This is a genomic window from Cupriavidus sp. MPR-AND1C (assembly GCF_058809705.1).
In genome coordinates, this window is sequence record NZ_JBXASU010000045.1 from 1 (window position 1) to 17,158 (window position 17,158).

The following is a 17,158-nucleotide window of genomic DNA, read 5'->3' on the forward strand; positions in this document are numbered from 1 at the left end:
GCCTTTTCCTGCCGCAAACAAAAAAAACGCTAAAATCACCAACCGCCGGAATATCGGGCGATTGCACTGCATGCGAGACCACTGGAAGCCCCCCGTTTCCGCCCCCTTCCCCCTCGGCCATCCTGGGCAGTGCCGCAAAAAAACAAACAGATGGTCCGGCCACGGTAACTCTGGGCGAACAAGCCACACTGAAGCTGCCGGCCAAGAAAGGCATGGGCGCCTGAACGCCCGAATCCAATTCAACTTGAATACCAAAACGATGAGAAGCAAGACGCTTTACCTGAAGGGCGCAGTCCTGTTGGCTGTGGCAACCATTCCCGCCGTGACCCTGGCGCGTGACTACCGCCAGCCGGGCACGCTCGGCGAAGGCGCGCAGGTGCACCGGTTCGTGCTGCGCGATCCGGCTACCGCCCGGCCCCTGCCCGAGGCCCGCTACCGCTTGTTCCTGCCGGGCCATCGGATCGCAGGCGTCACGCCGAAGCCGAACGAGCAGGACAGTGTGATCTTCGGCGTCACCGACAAGCAGGGCAATACCGTGTCGGTGCGGCTGCCTAAGCGCTATCCAAAGGACAAGTGGATCCTCAACCCGATCATCGGCGAAGGGGATTTCGGGGAGTCGTTCTTGCTGCGCGGCGAGACCAGCAACCATCCCATGGGCGGCCTGCCCTATGTGCTCGACCTCAAGGACGGTTTCCTGTTCTGCAACAGGACGGATAGCCGCGGCTATACCTACTATGCGCAAAGCCACAAGGCCCGGACGATCAGCCTGGACTATGAGTTTGGCAGTATGGAACCGGCCCAGTATGACTGGTGCAAGCGCCAGTCCGAGACCATCGCCGCCCTGCCCGCCAGCGCCGGGCCGGCGGCCGTGTTCCGGCAGATGCTGGCCAGCTACGAGGCCGGCAAGGAAGACATCAGTGCGGATTTCCAGGCGCGCGTGCGGCGCAAGCTGATCGACCTGGCGATTGCCGGCCGGGACGACAGGCAGCTGGATATCGCGCTTGGCCTGGCGCCGCTTGCCAAGGAGAACCTGAACGGGGTTGGCTATGCGCTGGTCGATGCGAACTGGATGGTCGGGCGCGGCATGGCGATGATCGACGAGGCGCTGGTTCACTCGCCGGACGACCCGTTTATCCTCGACAGCAAAGGCTGGGCACTGTTCCGCCTGGGCCAGCCCGAGCAGGCGCTCGGCTACATGGAGCAATCGCTGGCCGCTTTTGGCGAGGGCACCGAGGGCAACCTGGGCGCGCGCGTGGAAGGCCTGGTGCACAAGGGCGAAGCGCTGTGGCAACTGAATCGCAAGGACGAGGCGCGCGCCGCGTTTGCGATGGCGACTCACCTCTCGCCCGATGACGAAACACTGCTGGGCACGCTGGCGCGGCTGCAGGTGGAACTGCCGTAGGCACACCGCCCCGCGCTAAAGTCGCGGGGCGCCACGGCAAGGCCTTCGAGCCCATGCCAGCCCGGGCACTCAGCCCTGCTGGTGTTCCTTGAACTTGGCCAGCGCAATGGCCAGCGCGGCGCTCCCGATGGTCTTGACCAGCGTGGGGTGCTGCGCGTAGAAGCCGGCGATCTGGTCGACGATGCCCGGATGGACCTGCTCGGCGTGGGTGGCAATCTCCTGCACTTGCGCCGGGCTCAGCTGGCTGGCCTGCTCGGGCGTGACCTGGGTCGCGCCGGGCTGCAGCAGATTGCCCAGCGCGCCGCCTGCCGCCCCGGACAACACCGCCGGCCCAAGCGTTGCCAGCAACTGGTTGAGCATGCCAGCCTGCTGCGCACCGCTGGACTGGCCGAACAACTCCCCCACCATATTGCCGAAGGCCGGCGTCTGATCTGAATGGAAAGCGCCGGCCAGCAACTGGCCAAGCGCGCCCTCCGGGGCGTTCTGCGCGATGTGGTCCACCTGCTGCTCGGGATTGCCGCCCAGGGCGGAGGCTGCGTTCTGCAAAAAGTCCATCAGGCTCATGATCGGGGTCCGTGATCTGCGTTGCGGGGGGCTGCTGCTTGGTGCTTGGTTCTTGGCTCTTGCTGTTGGCGTATCGCCATCGGCGGCTCGGGGCCTGGATACTAGCTCTTCTTGCTGATCAGGTGATAGGCCAGCAACAGGATCACCGCGCCCACCACGGCGCCGATAAAGCCTGCCGACTGCCCCGGGCGATACCAGTGCAGGGCCTGCCCGAGAAAGGTGGCTGCCAACGCGCCGCCAATGCCAAGCGCGGCCGTGAGGAAGAACCCGCTAGGGCCGTTGCCCGGGGTAATGGCGCGCGCTACGAGCCCGGCGACGAAGCCGATAAGAATGGTCCAGATCAGGTGCATGGCGTCAGGAGAAAAGGAAAAGGGGTGCGCCCCCAGCGGAGCGCACCCTGAACCCGCGCATTACTGCGCGGCGGACTTGGCCGGCGTTGCCGGCTTGGTATGCTTGGCGCTGCTGTGTGTCTTGCTCTTGTGCGCGCTCTTTTCGACCTTGGCAGGCGCCTTGGGGGCGTCGGCTGCCGGTGCCTGGGCGAAAGCACCAGCGGCGAAGAGTCCGAGGGTCAGGATGGCGAGTACCTTCTTCATGTCTATCTCCAGGTGAGGCGCGCAACTTGCGCGTTGCCTGTAAAAACGGCCCGGTGGCAGCGCGTGTTGACAGCGAAAACACAGCGCTATGTAACAGTTCGTATCCGGATGGTGGGAAGCCTAGCGCAACGCATCCGCCAACAGCACGCCGGTCACAATCGTTTGCAATTCACGCCTGCGGCATAATGCCGGCAGAAAACAAAACGAACAAAACAAACAGAACAAACAGAACAACAAGAAGAACAACAACAAGAATACGAACAGGACGACAACCCTCCGATGACCACTTCCGCCACCGGCCGCACCCGGCTTGACTGGGGCACGCTTGGCCTGCTGACATTCCCTCCGCTGAGCTGGGCCGGCAACGCCATCGTCGGCCACTACGCCGCCGGCGCCATCCCGCCAATCACGCTGAACTTTGCCCGGTGGGCGCTGGCCGGGCTGCTGCTCGCGCCCTATGTCTGGCGAGGCGTGCGCGAGCATGCCGCCACGCTGCGCCAGCATGCCGGGGTGATCGCCGCCATGGGCATGCTCTCCGTCTCGGTCTACAACGCCATGCAGTACCTGGCGCTGACCACGTCGTCGCCGATCAACGTGACGCTGATCGGCGCTTCCGCCCCGATCTTCCTGCTGATCATCGGCGCGATGTTCTTCCGCGAGCGGGTGCGCGGCTGGCATGTGGCGGGCGCCCTGCTATGCCTGGCCGGCGTGGGCGTGGTGATGCTGCGCGGGGATCCCGCGCGGCTGGCCCAGCTGGATTTCGTGGCCGGCGACTTGTTTATGCTGGCCGGCACCATCACCTGGAGCGCCTACACCTGGCTGCTGCGCAAGAAGCGCCCGGACTTGCCGCTGGCCGTGCTGCTGTTTGCGCAGATCGTGGCGGGCGTGGCGGCCTGCGTGCCGTTCGTCGCGTGGGAGCTGCTGTCGGGAAGCGTGCCGATTCACTGGAACGGCAAGGCGCTCGGCATCCTGGTGTATGTGGCAACAATCCCCTCGCTGCTGGCCTACTTTGCCTGGGACCGTGCGATAGCCCGCGCCGGCGCGCAGCTGCCGGTGTTCTTCTTCACGCTCACGCCCGTCTTTGCCGCGCTGATGTCTTCCGCGCTGCTGGGCGACTGGCCGCGCTGGTATCACGCGGCCGGGCTGGGCGCCATCGTGGCCGGCATCTGGATCGCCAACCGTCGCTGAGCGCGACGGCGCACGCCGCCTAAGCGGCAACCGCCGGATCCAGCCGGAACGCCGCCACCGAACGCTCCATGCGCTGCGCTTGCTCCTTGAGCGCATCGGCTGCGGCGGCGGCCTGCTCGACCAGCGCCGCGTTCTGCTGCGTGACCTGATCCATCTGCGTTACGGCCTGGTTGACCTGGGCAATGCCGCTGCTCTGCTCTTGCGACGCGCGGCTGATCTCGTCCATCATCACTGTCACGCGCTTGACCGCGGCAACGATGCTGTCCATGGTGGCGGTGGCATCCCCCGCCAGCGCCGAGCCGGCCTCGACCCGCTGCACCGATTGCGAGATCAGCGTGCGGATCTCCTTGGCGGAGCTGCCGGCGCGCTGCGCCAGGGTGCGCACCTCGGTGGCCACCACGGCAAAGCCGCGCCCGTACTCGCCGGCGCGCGCCGCTTCCACCGCGGCGTTGAGCGCCAGGATGTTGGTCTGGAACGCGATGCCGTCGATCACCGCGATGATGTCGACGATGCGCTTGGAATCGGCCTCGATCTCGCCCATGGTCCGCAGCACGCGGCCCACCGAGGTCCCGCCAGCCACGGCGATGTCGCAGGCCTCGCCCGCCAGCGCGCTGGCCTGGTCCGCGCTGCTCGCGTTCTGCCGCACGATCGCGGTGAGCTGCTCCATGCTGGCGGCCGTCTGCTGCAACGACGAGGCCTGCTCCTCCGTGCGCTGCGACAGGTCCAGGTTGCCTTGCGCGATCTCGCCGGCGGCCACCAGCACGTTCTGCGCGCCGACCTTGGTATCGCCGATCAGCGCACGCCAGGTGTCCACCAGCGACAGCAGGTGCCGCTTGACGTGGCTCAGCTCGTCGCTGCCGCGCACCTCCAGCGTGATGGCCAGGTCGCCGGCGTTGATGCGGCCCACCATGCTGGCCACCTGCCGCACGTCGGCGCGCATGCCGTGGCTAAAGCCGGCGAACAGGTAGAACGCCGCGCCCACGGCCAGCAGGGCGACCCCGGCCAGCACCTCGAGCTCCAGCATCTCGGCCGCGATGCGCTGCGCCAGCATGTCGCGGGCAATCCCCGAAAACGCCTTGTTGACTGAGGAGACCGCGTTGATGGCCGCCGTCGCCTCGTCAAAATAGGGCTTGGCCTCGATGGCGATGCCGCCGCTGCCGAGCATCTTTTCCTTCAGCGTGCGGTGGAAGGCATCCATCGCGGCCAGTTGCGCGAGCGCGTCTTGCACCCGCGGGCGATACGCCGGGGCGCCGCGCATCACGCGCTCGATATCACGCCGCACGGATTCCAGCCCGTCCTGGATCTGCTCGCCCAGCGCGGCCAGCTCGGCTTGCTGCGCCGCGTCAGCGTATCCGCCCTGGCTGATGATGGCCGCGCCCCTGCCGCGCGCCAGCGCGCTCAGTTCGGCCAGCTTGGGCATCTGCCCCACCATCAGCGTCACCAGGTAGTACGAGCCGCTGTCGGGATCGAGCGCGAGCGACGAGCGGTCCGCCACATCGCCGATAAACAGCCGCGTCTGCTTGACCAGCGCGCTGTGCATGTCGAACAGCGCGCCGGCTGTGACCTTCAGGCCCGTTTCATGCATGCCTTGCCACGACTGCTCCAGCTTGCGTGCATCAGGCATGACATCGAAGCGCGTGGCCTCGCCGGCTTGCTTCACCAGCTCGCCAAGGTGTGCGGCTGCCTTCGCATCGGCACCGTCAAACGTCGCGCGAAACGCCGCGTTGCCAGCGAGCACGGCATTGGCCGCGCCGCGACGGACCTGCGTCTCGCGCATGAAATCGAGCGCGCGGTCGACGATGGCAAGGCCGCTCAGTTCGTCCTGCGAGGCACGGATCGACTGTACCGACAGGCTCAGCACCGCATAGAGCGAACCGCCAAGCGGGATCAGGAACAGGATGGCTAGCAACAGCAGCTTGCGGGTGATGGTGAGGCGCGCCATCAGGCGCACGGCGGGGGAGAGAAAAGTGGCCACGAAGATCCCAAAAAATCGCTTGCATGCGTCTTGTATCGGCCGGCTGAACGCTGACTGAAGCCTGTTTTCCCGGCTTTTTTCGCATGCACAAGGGTGGGGCCAAAAAGGCACAAAGCGGGTGCGGAATGCACGCTAAACGGGCGTAAAAGCAGCGCGTGCACGCCAGGCGCGGAGATCAGGCTGACACAAAACAGACGCAAAACCGACGTACAACGAAGGGATCGCGGACGCAGCGCGGTGGGCGGGCAAAAATCGGAAGAAACACCTGAACCCATGCCGCCTGGCGCTGTCTTTCCGTCGGCGGTGCTGCCCCAGGCAGGCCGAGCAATCAGGATGTTCAACCCCAGGAGATGGCGATGTTAAGCCCCCACGAATTTGCCACCTTGCTGCTGGTCCACGATGTGCAGGACCGGCTGGAACTCGATCCCGTGGACCTGGAGGCACTGCTCGAACGCGGCCTCGTGTCGCTGCAGGAATGCGCGGCCGACCGCTGGTGCCCGCGCATTACCGAGCACGGCTACGCGCTGCTGCGCGCGGTCGGCTGGCAGGGGGAGATGAACCGGGCACGGCGTGGCGAAGCGCGCGGGCACGGGGCGCCCGCGCAATAACGCGGTTACGTAATCACGCCCCAATTACGCCCCGATCGCGCCCCGATCGCGCCCTAGTGAAAATCGCGGCTGGACACCATCAGGCGGCCCAGCAGCGGGCTCAGGTCCACCAGTTCCTGTGCCACCAGATGCCTGACCTCGCCCTGGCGCTGCCACGTGCCGATCACCCCCAGCAGCTTCGCGCCCAGCACCTCCTTGCGCTGGCGCTCGATCAGGTCCGGCCACAGGATCACGTTGATCGCACCGGTTTCGTCCTCGATCGAGGTAAAGATGGTGCCGCCGGCCGTGGATGGCCGCTGCCGCACCGTGACGATGCCGCAGGCACGCACCTGCCGGTTGTTGCCGCAGCGGGACAAATCCTGCGCCGTGGCGTATTGCATCGCGGCCAGCCGCGGCCGCAGCAGCGCCAGCGGATGCGACTTGAGCGACAGGCCCGTGCTGGCGTAATCGGCCGCCACATCCTCGCCCAGGCGCGGCGCGGGCAGCGATAGTTCGCCCTCGGGCGGCGGCGCCTCATGGAGCAGGTCGTGATGCGCGGCCTGCAGCGCCGCGGCGCGCGCCTGCCAGCGCGCCTGGCGGCGATGCCCGGCGAGGCTGGCCAACGCATCTGCGGCGGCCAGCGCGTCGATGTCGTGCCGGTCCAGCCGCGCGCGCAGCACCAGGTCTTCCACGCTGGCGAACGGCGCCTCGGCGCGGGCCAGTTCGATCCGCCCGGCCGCCGCCTCGCGCATGCCGTTCACGCAGTTCAGGCCAAGCCGCACCGCCGGCTGGGCGCGCTGGCGGGCGCGCGCTGACGCACCGCTGGCCGCATGCTCCAGCGCGCTTTCCCAGCCGCTCACCGTCACATCGACCGGATGCGTGCGCACGTGGTGCCGGCTCGCATCCTGCACGAGTTGCGACGCCGAGTAGAACCCCATCGGCTGGCTGTTGAGCAGCGCGCACAGGAAGGCCGCCGGATGGTGGCACTTGATCCACGCGCTGATATAGACCAGCTTGGCGAAGCTGGCGGCATGGCTTTCCGGGAAGCCGTATTCGCCAAAGCCCTCGATCTGCTTGCAGATGGCCAGCGCAAAAGCCTCCGGGTACTTGTTGCGGGTGAGCGCCTTGACCAGCGCATCCTGGTGCTGTTTCAGGTCGCCCTTGCGCCGCCACGCCGCCATGGAGCGGCGTAGCTGGTCGGCCTGCCCCGGCGTAAAACCGGCGGCGTCGATGGCCAGTTGCATCACCTGCTCCTGGAAGATCGGCACGCCCAGCGTGCGGCCCAGCACCTTCTCGATGACGTCGTTGTGGTACGCCGGCGGCTTGCCGGTGCGCCGCACCTGCTCGCGCCGCTTCAGGTAGGGATGCACCATGCCGCCCTGGATCGGGCCGGGCCGCACGATGGCCACTTCCACCACCAGGTCGTAATACTCGCGTGGCAAGAGGCGTGGCAGCATCGACTGCTGCGCACGCGACTCCACCTGGAACACGCCGATGGTGTCGGCGGCGCAGATCATGTCGTAGGTTTGCGGATCGTCCTTGGGCACGTCTTCCATCCGGTACGGCACGCCCGAGCGCGTGGGGATCATCGTCAGCGCGCGGCGGATGGCCGAGAGCATGCCTAGCGCCAGCACGTCCACCTTCAAGAGGCCCAGCGACTCAAGGTCGTCCTTGTCCCACTGGATCACGCTGCGGTTTTCCATGGCCGCGTTCTCTATCGGCACCAGCCGCGACAGCTTGTGCCGCGCAATCACAAAGCCGCCCACGTGCTGCGACAAATGGCGCGGAAAGCCGCGCAGTTGCGTGGTCAGGCTGGCCCACTGCCGCACCGCCGGCGCGTCCGGGTCCAGCCCGTACTGCGAAATGCGCTCCAGGAAGGTCTTGCCGCCATCCCACCATGCCTGCCCCTTGACCACCTGCTCGATCACGCTGGCATCGATGCCCAGCGCCCGGCCCACGTCGCGCAGCGCGCTGCGCGAGCGATAGGTGATCAGCGACGCCGCCAGCGCGGCGCGGTTGCGGCCGTATTTCTCGTAGATGTACTGGATGACTTCTTCGCGCCGCTGGTGCTCGAAGTCCACATCGATGTCCGGCGGCTCGTCGCGCTCGCGCGAGAGAAAACGGCCGAACAGCAGGTTGGCATCCGCGGGATCGACCTCGGTGATGAACAGGCAATAGCAGACCAGCGAATTGGCTGCCGAGCCGCGGCCCTGGCACAGGATGCCGCGGCCGCGGGCAAAGCGCACGATGTCGTGCACGGTGAGGAAGAACGGCTCGTACTGCTTCTCGCGGATCAGCGCGAGCTCCTCCGCCAGTTGCTTGCGCCATGCGGGCTCGAGCCCTTTGGGGAAGCGCCGCAGCACGCCTTTCATGGTCTCGCGGCGCAGGTAGCTGAATGGCGTCTCGCCCGGGGGCACCAGTTCCTCCGGGTACTCGTAGCGCAGCGACGCCAGCGAGAAATCGCACATGGCGGCCACCCGCAGCGTCTGCGCCAGCGCCTCGCGCGGGTACAGGCGCGACAAGCGCTGGCGCATGCGCAGGTGCTGCTCGGCATTGGGCGCCAGCGCCATGCCGCATTCGGCCAGGGGCTGGCCCACGCGGATCGCGCTCAGCACGTCCGACAGCGGCTTGCGCGAGCGCACATGCATGGTCACCGCGCCGGATGCCGCCAGGGGCACGCCGGTCAGCGCCGCGGCTTGCTCCAGCCGCAGCCGGTGCGCGGCATCGGCATAACCCTGCAATTGCTCGAGCGCGATCCAGCCGCGCTCGCCAAACGTCTGCCGCATCCATTGGGCTTGCCGCAGCAGCTCGGCGGGGTCCGGGCAATACGAAGGCAGCAGCAGCGCCAGGCAATCGGGCATGCCGCGCAGGTGGGCCTGGTCCGGCTGCGGCGCGGCGATGTCGTCGGGATGCAGCGCGTAGGCGCCCTTTTGCACGCGCGTGCGGCCCAGCGTGATCAACTCGCTCAGGTTGCCAAAGCCTTCGCGATTTTGCGCCAGCAGCACCAGCCGCAGCACAGGCCGGCCCGCGTGGTCGGTGAGCGTAAAGCGGCTGCCGATCAGCAGGCGGAAATCCTGCGCGGCACGGGCCAGGGCAAGCAGGCGGTCATGGCGGCGCAGGCGGGCCTGCAAGGCGTCATCGGCGCTCCCGGCGGCAGTGGCGTGCGGCAAGGCAGGGAATTCGCCCTCCCCTCGATGCTCGCCGTCTTCGTCGTCGCCCTCCTCCGGCTCCTCCGCTGCCTCGTCCTCATCCTCCCGCAGCCCGGCGGCCAACCGCGCCGCGCTGCGCTCGGCCGCATCGCGGGTGCGTTCGCGCAGGTCCTTCAGCGCATGGTGCGCGCGGGCCGTGCCTGCCACCGAGCATTCGTCGGTCAGCGCCAGGCCGCGGTAGCCGAGCGCAAACGCGCGCTCGATCAGCTCGACCGGATGCGATGCCCCGTCCAGGAAGGTGAAATTGGAGATGCAATGCAGCTCCACATAGTCGGGCAACGCCGGCAGCAGCGCCGAAAGCGCCGGCGGCAAGGCAGAGAATGAAGGGTTGGCTGGCTGGCTCGACATGACAAAGATTCGGGCAAAGATCCGGGCAAAGATTCAGGCAAACAAGCCATGCAGGAACCAGCGGTACTCGCCGCTTTCCTCACGCCCGGGGCGCTGGCGATAGACCCAGCAGCGCAGCCCGTCCGCCCGTTGCGCAACGAAGTAATCGCGCGTGGCCAGCGCGCCGTCCCACCAGCCGGATTCGATGCGCTCCGGGCGCGAGAGCAACGTCAATGGCCCGCCGTGGCAAGGCCGATGGCGCTGCACAGTCAGCGCCACGGGCTGCGCCATCAGCCACAGCGGACGCTCCGGCATGCCCGCCGGGGCACGCTGCGGTTCGCGCGGCGCGCGCGCAGGCATCTCATCCACCGGGCACCAGCGGTTGGCGCGCTCGGGCCGGTGGTCGGCCAGCGGCTGCGGTTGCAGCACGTTCTCCCGGCCCAGGCGCGCCATCAGCGTATCGAGCACGCGGCCCAGTTCCGCCGGCGTGCCGCCCGGCTCGGGAAACAGCGCATCGCTCTGCGGCACGCAGGCCTGGACCGACTCCACCACCAGCAGCAGGCTCACCGCCGGCACGCGGAACTGCACCTTGTCCAGCCGCTCCTGCAACAGCCTGGACAAATGCACCGGATCGCGGCTGGGCTGCGCCAGGCTGATCGTCACCGGCGTGGCCTGCGTCTCGGCGCCCAGCCGGTAGCGCTCATGCTCCAGCCGCAGCACAAGATGCGTCACGCCCGCCTGCTGCACGGCCAGCCAGCCGGCCAGCGCCAGCAGCAAACGCTGCGCGCCCGCCATCACGCCCTGCACGGATTCGGTCCGGCCTGGCAGCTCCATGCGCTGCGAGAAGGTGGCGGGCGCGCTGAACCACGTAAAACGCACCGGCACCTCGCCATAGGCCTGGTCCAGCCGCGCCAGCAGGTCCGGCCCCAGCCGGCGCCGCAGGCCGGCACGTGGCAGGCCCCGCACCTCGCCCACGGTCCGGCAGCCGATGCCATCGAGCCAGCCATCGTCCGCCAGCCCTTGCAACATGCCCACCGGCAGCCGGTCCAGCAGCCGCGCCATGCGCGGCAGCCCCACCGCGCGCCGCGCCGGACGCACCAGCCCGCCCCGGCGATCCCTGCGCAGCGGCTGCGCCGCCAGCCACGCCGCCCCGAAGGCCGTCGGCCCGCAGCCCAGCTGCAGGAACACCCCCAGCCGCCGCACCCGCGCATACACCGCCCGGCACAACGCAAGATGGCCGCCAAACAACCGCAGGCTGGCCCCGGCATCGATCATCACGGTAGCCACCCCGGCATCCGGATGCACCGTGACATGCGGCGTGAAATGCAGCAACGCCAGCGCCAGCGCCGTCATCACCTGCGCCTCGGCCGCCGGCTCGCGCTGCAGTTGCACCACCTGCGCCGACAACGCCTGCACGCCGCCTCGCCGCATCCCCGCCTGCACCCCCAGCGCCACCGCCGGGCCGTTGGCCAGCACCACCCGCTCGCGCTCCATCACCGCCACCGGCACGCTGTGGTGCAGCAGGCCGGCGCAGGCGCGATGCGCGTCGGGCTCAGGCCAGTTCGGCTGCAGCGCGTCCAGCGACAGGCGCGGCAGATGCACCGCGATCCAGTACGACATGGGCTTGCTCTCCCGCAACGGCTTGGGAAACCGGGGCATTCAGGGGGACCGGCATCGACGGGGCCTGCGGCGTGGCCATGGCCGGCACCGCCATCATCTCGCCCAGCGGCAGCACCAGCGGCGTATCGCGCACCGGGCCGCGCCGCTTGTGGAACACGACCGACACGGCATTGCCCGGCGCCGGCGACAACAGCAGCCGCAGCACCGCCGGCGACGACTCGCGCAGCACGCTGGCCGGCCGGCACGCCCACACCACGGCGTCTCCCGCCTGCGCCAGCACCTGCAAGCGCCGCAGCGCCTCGGGACGCGCCGTGGGCAGCCACACCATCACCCCGCCAAAGGCCTGGCTGCGCAGCACCTGCTCCGCCGCCCACAGCACATCCGCCTGCGCCGCGGCCCGGCTCGCGCCAGCGGGCGGGCGCACCCAGTACAACAGGCGCGCCGGCAAACCCCATTCGGCCAGGCACGTTGCATTGGGCAGGTGCGGCGGCCCGATCAGCGCCACCCGGCGCTGCGCCGCGGCCAGCGCCAGCAAGGCCGGGCGCAGCAGCCGCAACTCGCCCACGCCGGGGTCGGCCAGCAGCAGCTCTGTGAGCGCGCCCACCGGCCAGCCACCGCCCGGCAACTCGGCCGAGAGCGCGTCATGGCCGGTCGGCAAGGCCGGCACGCTGCCCGCCCGGCCCAGATGGCCAAGCTGCCCCGCCCGCCACAGGCCGGGATAGCGTTGCTCCAGTGCGTCCAGCGCCCCCTGCCGGTCGGCCACGGGCGGCTGCGCCAAAGGCGAATCGCCCGATGCGTCGGGCGATATGGGGAAGAGTTCGGCTGTCATGTGATGCGTGCGGCTCAGCCCTAGGGGACTGACAGGAAGTTTCCGGATACTGTATGTTTATACAGTACCACGGATGCGCGCAAGGGTGAAGCGGTGTAGACGTCGATGACAACCCGTCTCGGGCCGCCCGTATGCCATAGACGTAGACGTAGACGTAAACGTCGTCCACGCTCGGATCTCAATTTCCTTATGGTCAGTTGAGCGCTGTTGACTCGGTTTTGGACACCACCATTCTTTATGGACTCGATGCGTGGCGCGAATCGTTGCATTCCGCTATGTCAAGTTAGCAAAACTGGCACGCCGGGTACTGGGGATCGAATGACTCCGGCGCGCCGCTGGCGTCAGTTAGCCTGCTCACCCTTCTTTGGCTCCCCCGGCATCTGTGCCTTCGCGGCCGCGTCGTTGGCCTTTTGGTGCTTCTTCTCGTGACTCCTGGCCGCCTTCTTGTCCCTGTCATAATCGCGCTTGGCTGCCTTCTTCGTGGCCTTGTATTCGTCCGAAGCCTCCTTGTTGGCCTCGCGGCGCTGGACAAGTGGATCCTTTGGGGCCTCGATCTGCGTCCGGCCGGCAGGCACCGTCGCGTTGCTGCGATCGGGAGGGGCACCCGGCGCCTGCGCAAAGGAAGCCGCACATATCAGGCTGGCGGCCAAGCCGCTGCTGGCTTGCAGAAAGCGAATCGACTTGTTTTTCATCATATCGGACCTCATGTTTGTGAATTTGACACGGCATTTCGGCACTTTGCGAGTAGCACCGCAAAGACAGTCTTGAGAGAGATCGAGGGCCGCTTCTGTTGCGCAATTCGCCTGCGTTTAGCTTCCTGCCCTTGCTGCCGGCGGCCCCCCGATTCAAAAGGCTACTCGCAATCGGCGCCGTCTCCGACAGGCGCATAAAACAGTATGCGCACAGTGGGCCTAGTCCCTTTGAGCCAAATCAACGTCCGACGCGAAAGAACGGTTCGTCTCCAGGTACTGGATGTGATGTTGACGCGCAACAGCCAGGGTGGTACCTGAGGTCATCGAACGGAAGTCCCCTCCATTCGAGGCTCCCCCAATGCGTGCTCAGCGCCGAGCCGTCGGCCCGCGCTATCGAGTGCATGCTGGCCTGCCGCCGCCCATGGTCGCGGCAAGCCTCAGCCGGATGACGCGCTCGCCCGCTTGCGCTTCGGGCGTATTTACCGCTGGCCCCGGCCCCCGGGCGTGTACCGCTAATGTCAAGCAGCGCTCGCTGCTGAGCCTGGCAGAAGCCACGAAACTCAAAGCCGAACACAGCGAATTGGTGCAGGTGATCCGCCAGGTGAGATCGATGGCGGATCGTGTTGCCAGCCTCGCCGGGGCGGTAGCTGCAGCGGAACATGCACAACGCAATCGGGCTCCGCGCCAGCAATTGCTTGATGAACGCCACGATGAGGCCGGGCCCGTTTCGCGCGGCATTGCGCTGGATCAAGCCGCGCGCCGTGCCACGGATAATACTGGAGCGGAGATGCCGGCGCCCTGTCGGTGCTAGCGAATAACCACGAACCGATTCCATCATGGCTGGCAAGCATATCCTTGGCTTCGTCGCGGCGGCGGCGTTGGTCGGGCTCGTCATTACGGCGTTGCCCGTCCACGGCGCGCAGCCAGATGCCGACATCCTTCTCCCCCAGGTACAGCAGATCAACGGGATCTCTTATGTCTCAGGCGGCATCGGGGAGGACGAGGTAAAAGCCATGCGGTCCATCGCGGGCCGCTTCAACGTACGGCTCGGATTCTACGATGCGAAGGGCGGCGCGGCCCTGTCCGACGTCGTGGTGACAATCGAGGATACCCGTGGCGAGCGGCGTCTGCGCGTTGTCATCGCCGGGCCCTTGCTCTATATGCAGCTGCCGCCAGCCACATATACGGTGCGTGCCCAGTTTCGCGGCGATAGCCAGTCTCGCAAATTCACGGTCGGGCGTAACGCAATCAATTACCTGTTCCGCTTGCGCATCAATGAGTTGGAAGACGGCTGGGTCTATTGCGAGTCGCGGTGTCCGCGGCGCGGTCGGTGAAGCCGGCATCCACGCCCTCCGTCTCCGGCTGGCACTTGCGCGACGCGAGGGAACTCGCCCGCGAGCAAGGGGTTGATCCCGCTCAAGGCCTGTCCGAAGACGAGGCGCGGCTGCGCGCAGGGCGTCACGGCCCGAACGCGCTCCAAGAGACGTCTGGGCGCGGACTGCTTTCGCTGGTCGCCGCGCAGTGCAAGGACTTCATGGTCATCGTGCTGCTGGCGGCCGCGATCGCCTCCGGCGTCATCGGCGACTTGAGCGACACGCTCGCCATCCTGATGATCTTGCTGCTCAACGCCGCCATCGGCATCGCGCAGGCCTGGCGCGCTGATCGCGCCATCGCCGCGCTTCGCCAACTCGCGGCAGCCCAGGCCACGGTGCTGCGCGGCGGCCATTTGGAGACGGTGCCGGCAAGCGTCCTGGTGCCGGGTGACATCGTCCAGCTCGAAGCCGGAAACCATATCCCCGCCGACTTGCGGCTGATCGAAGTCGCCCAACTCCAGGTGGACGAATCAGCGCTAACGGGAGAGTCAGTCGCGGTCGCCAAGCAAAGCGTAGCCATGTCGGCCAACAGCAGCGCGTTCCTCGCCGACCGCCTCAACATGGCGTTCAAGGGAACGGTCGCCACGCATGGGCGCGGAACAGGGATCGTGATGGCCACGGGCATGGCCACCGAGTTGGGCAAAGTCGCACGACTGCTCGACACGGCAGAGCGCAGCACCCCATTGCAGCGCCGCCTGGCAGGCTTCGGCAGGCGACTGTCGATCGCGGTGTTGGGAATTTGCCTTGTGATTTTTGGACTGGGCGTGCTGCGCGGCGAAGGCCTGCTGCCGATGGCGCTCACGGCGATCAGCCTGGCCGTGGCCGCGATCCCGGAAGCCCTACCCGCCGTGGTCACCGTGCTGCTTGCGCTTGGTGCGCGCAGGATGGCGGCGGTGCACGCGCTGGTAAGGCGGCTTCCGTCGGTGGAGACCCTAGGCTCCGTCACGACGATCTGTTCCGACAAGACCGGTACGCTGACACAGAATCGCATGCAAGTAGAGTTATTGCTGGCCAACGGGCGCCAATGGGTCCCGGGCGATTCGCTGCCGGGCGCCGTCCATCGGGAGGCGCTGCTTGCCGCCGTTCTGTGTAACGACGCCCGCCAGTCCGGTGGCGATACCCCCGGGGACTGGCAAGGAGATCCGACCGAAACGGCACTGGTACGGGCAGGCCTGTCCGGCGGTATCGACAAGGCCGCGATGGACGAGGCCCTTCCTCGCGTCCAAGAGCAGCCGTTTGACTCCGGGCGCAAGAGAATGACCACGGTCCACTCAGGCGCACACGACTACGTGGCCTATACGAAGGGCGCGCCAGAGTCGGTGCTGCCGTGCTGCGAAGCGCGATGGACGCCGGACGGTCCCGCGCCGCTGGATAGCGCCAATGTGCTTGAGCAGGCAAACACGCTCGCCGGGCAAGGCCTGCGCGTGCTGGCGCTGGCACGCAGGAACCATCCGCGCCTCCCTGATGCCAATGCGCTGGCCGAAGTCGAATGCCGCCTTCAGTTCCTCGGCCTGCTGGCGCTCATCGACCCGCCGAGACTGGAGGCTGCAGATGCCGTGCGCGACTGCATCGGTGCGGGCATTACCCCGGTAATGATCACCGGTGACCACCCCGCCACAGCGCGGGCCATCGCGTACCGGCTGGGCATCGTGCCGGAACGAGATGCTGAGGTCGTGACGGGGGTGGATCTCGCCTCGCTCGACGATACCGCTTTGCGCGAGCGAGTCGCGCGGGCGCGCGTGTTTGCGCGCGTCGACCCGGCGCAAAAGATCCGCATCGTCGAGGCGCTCCAAGCGCGTGGGGAGTTCGTCGCCATGACCGGCGACGGCGTGAACGACGCGCCAGCGCTCAAGCGCGCGGAAATCGGGGTGGCCATGGGCAAGAACGGAACCGACGTTGCCCGGGAATCGTCCAGCCTGGTATTGCTTGATGACAATTTTGCAACCATCGTCGCGGCCGTGCGGGAGGGCCGCCGTATTTACGACAACATTCGCAAATTCGTGCGCTACGCCATGACGGGCAACTCGGGCGAGATATGGACGATCGCCCTGGCGCCGCTGTTCCTGCTACCCATCCCGCTGCTGCCCATTCACATATTGTGGATTAACCTTGTCACCGACGGCCTGCCGGGCCTTGCACTGGCGGCGGAGCCGGCCGAATCCGGCATCATGCGACGTCCGCCCAGGCCACCGACGGAGAGCTTGTTCGCGCACGGTATGTGGCAGCACATCGTCAGTATCGGTTTGCTGATTGCGGGCCTTTGCCTGGGGGTGCAGGCCTGGGCGCTGGCAGGCGGGCAGCGGCACTGGCAAACCATGGTATTCACCGTGCTCACGCTGTCGCAGATGGCGCACGTACTGGCTATTCGCTCTGAACAAACCCCGCTATGGCGCCTTGGCTTGCGCTCGAATCTGCCGTTGCTCGCGGCGGTGCTGCTTACCTTTGGACTACAGATCGCCGCAATCTATGTGCCGATATTGAATATGATCTTCAAGACCGAACCCTTGGGCCCGCAGGACTTGGGGATCTGCCTCGGGGCGTCGTCAGTGGCTGGCATTGCGGTGGAAATCGAGAAAGCTTGGCGGCGGCGGGCAACGCGTTTTCGTGCCGATGCGCGTGCGCTTCGGCACCCTTGCGCATCGCGGTTGCGGTAGATCAAAGCCAACAAGACGATATGAACCCTTGCGAGTCGCTATGGCGGATTCGCGCCAGCCGATTCGCACTGGGATCGCTGAGTCCGGCGCGGACGAGGCCAGTCCATGCCCGCTGAGCGCCGCGCTGGTACGCCCGCCTCACCGC

Annotated in this window: 14 protein-coding genes; 6 read left to right on the forward strand and 8 right to left on the reverse strand. The window is 67.2% G+C overall.

Annotated features, from left to right (window positions below; translation table 11 throughout):
* The coding region (locus tag AC1RWI_RS22515) for a hypothetical protein (protein WP_492868856.1) at positions 1-224 on the forward strand (224 nt) is incomplete at its 5' end.
* Between the two features lie 35 nt (positions 225-259).
* Positions 260-1,402, forward strand: coding sequence for a tetratricopeptide repeat protein (locus tag AC1RWI_RS22520; RefSeq protein ID WP_052495126.1), 1,143 nt, complete (start codon positions 260-262; stop codon positions 1,400-1,402).
* Positions 1,403-1,471: 69 nt separating this feature from the next.
* Here the strand turns inward: AC1RWI_RS22520 and AC1RWI_RS22525 are convergent, their stop codons facing one another.
* The 3 genes from AC1RWI_RS22525 to AC1RWI_RS22535 all read right to left on the reverse strand — a co-directional run bounded on the left by AC1RWI_RS22525 (position 1,472) and on the right by AC1RWI_RS22535 (position 2,559).
* Complete coding sequence (locus AC1RWI_RS22525; RefSeq protein ID WP_043356113.1) at positions 1,472-1,966, reverse strand: hypothetical protein; 495 nt, start codon at positions 1,964-1,966, stop codon at positions 1,472-1,474.
* A 101-nt stretch (positions 1,967-2,067) separates the two neighbouring features.
* A complete protein-coding gene (locus tag AC1RWI_RS22530) occupies positions 2,068-2,316 on the reverse strand; it encodes a GlsB/YeaQ/YmgE family stress response membrane protein (RefSeq protein ID WP_017230370.1) in 249 nt (82 codons plus the stop codon).
* A 60-nt stretch (positions 2,317-2,376) separates the two neighbouring features.
* Positions 2,377-2,559, reverse strand: a complete 183-nt coding sequence (locus AC1RWI_RS22535; protein ID WP_043356115.1) for a hypothetical protein — start codon at positions 2,557-2,559, stop codon at positions 2,377-2,379.
* Between the two features lie 279 nt (positions 2,560-2,838).
* Here AC1RWI_RS22535 and AC1RWI_RS22540 point away from each other — a divergent pair, with 279 nt between their 5' ends.
* Entirely contained in the window at positions 2,839-3,747 is a 909-nt protein-coding gene (locus AC1RWI_RS22540; protein ID WP_492868858.1) for a DMT family transporter, read from the forward strand.
* A 19-nt stretch (positions 3,748-3,766) separates the two neighbouring features.
* On the opposite strand, the gene AC1RWI_RS22545 is transcribed toward AC1RWI_RS22540, so the two are convergent.
* The gene (locus tag AC1RWI_RS22545) at positions 3,767-5,722 is read right to left on the reverse strand and encodes a methyl-accepting chemotaxis protein (protein WP_492868860.1); all 1,956 of its coding nucleotides are present in this window, start codon (positions 5,720-5,722) and stop codon (positions 3,767-3,769) included.
* A gap of 356 nt (positions 5,723-6,078) precedes the next feature.
* Here AC1RWI_RS22545 and AC1RWI_RS22550 point away from each other — a divergent pair, with 356 nt between their 5' ends.
* Entirely contained in the window at positions 6,079-6,330 is a 252-nt protein-coding gene (locus AC1RWI_RS22550; RefSeq protein ID WP_492868862.1) for a hypothetical protein, read from the forward strand.
* Between the two features lie 53 nt (positions 6,331-6,383).
* Here AC1RWI_RS22550 and AC1RWI_RS22555 read toward each other — a convergent pair whose 3' ends face one another.
* From AC1RWI_RS22555 to AC1RWI_RS22570, 4 genes are all read right to left on the reverse strand, one after another.
* Entirely contained in the window at positions 6,384-9,866 is a 3,483-nt protein-coding gene (locus AC1RWI_RS22555) for an error-prone DNA polymerase (RefSeq protein WP_492868864.1), read from the reverse strand.
* Positions 9,867-9,899: 33 nt separating this feature from the next.
* A complete protein-coding gene (locus AC1RWI_RS22560; RefSeq protein ID WP_492868866.1) occupies positions 9,900-11,465 on the reverse strand; it encodes a Y-family DNA polymerase in 1,566 nt (521 codons plus the stop codon).
* Positions 11,398-12,294, reverse strand: a complete 897-nt coding sequence (gene imuA / locus AC1RWI_RS22565) for a translesion DNA synthesis-associated protein ImuA (protein WP_492868868.1) — start codon at positions 12,292-12,294, stop codon at positions 11,398-11,400. Before imuA ends, AC1RWI_RS22560 begins: the two co-directional genes overlap by 68 nt.
* Positions 12,295-12,635: 341 nt before the next feature.
* A complete protein-coding gene (locus tag AC1RWI_RS22570) occupies positions 12,636-12,989 on the reverse strand; it encodes a hypothetical protein (protein ID WP_492868870.1) in 354 nt (117 codons plus the stop codon).
* A gap of 833 nt (positions 12,990-13,822) precedes the next feature.
* Between AC1RWI_RS22570 and AC1RWI_RS22575 the strand changes: the two genes are divergently transcribed.
* Together AC1RWI_RS22575 and AC1RWI_RS22580 are read left to right on the forward strand one after the other, a co-directional pair.
* Positions 13,823-14,320 carry a hypothetical protein gene (locus tag AC1RWI_RS22575; protein WP_052495129.1) on the forward strand — a complete coding sequence of 166 codons (498 nt, stop codon included), beginning with the start codon at positions 13,823-13,825 and terminating at the stop codon, positions 14,318-14,320.
* Positions 14,317-17,013 (forward strand): cation-translocating P-type ATPase, encoded by a 2,697-nt coding sequence (locus AC1RWI_RS22580; RefSeq protein WP_492868873.1) that lies wholly within the window; start codon positions 14,317-14,319, stop codon positions 17,011-17,013. The genes AC1RWI_RS22575 and AC1RWI_RS22580 overlap by 4 nt, the downstream gene beginning before the upstream one ends.
* Positions 17,014-17,158 lie beyond the last annotated feature (145 nt).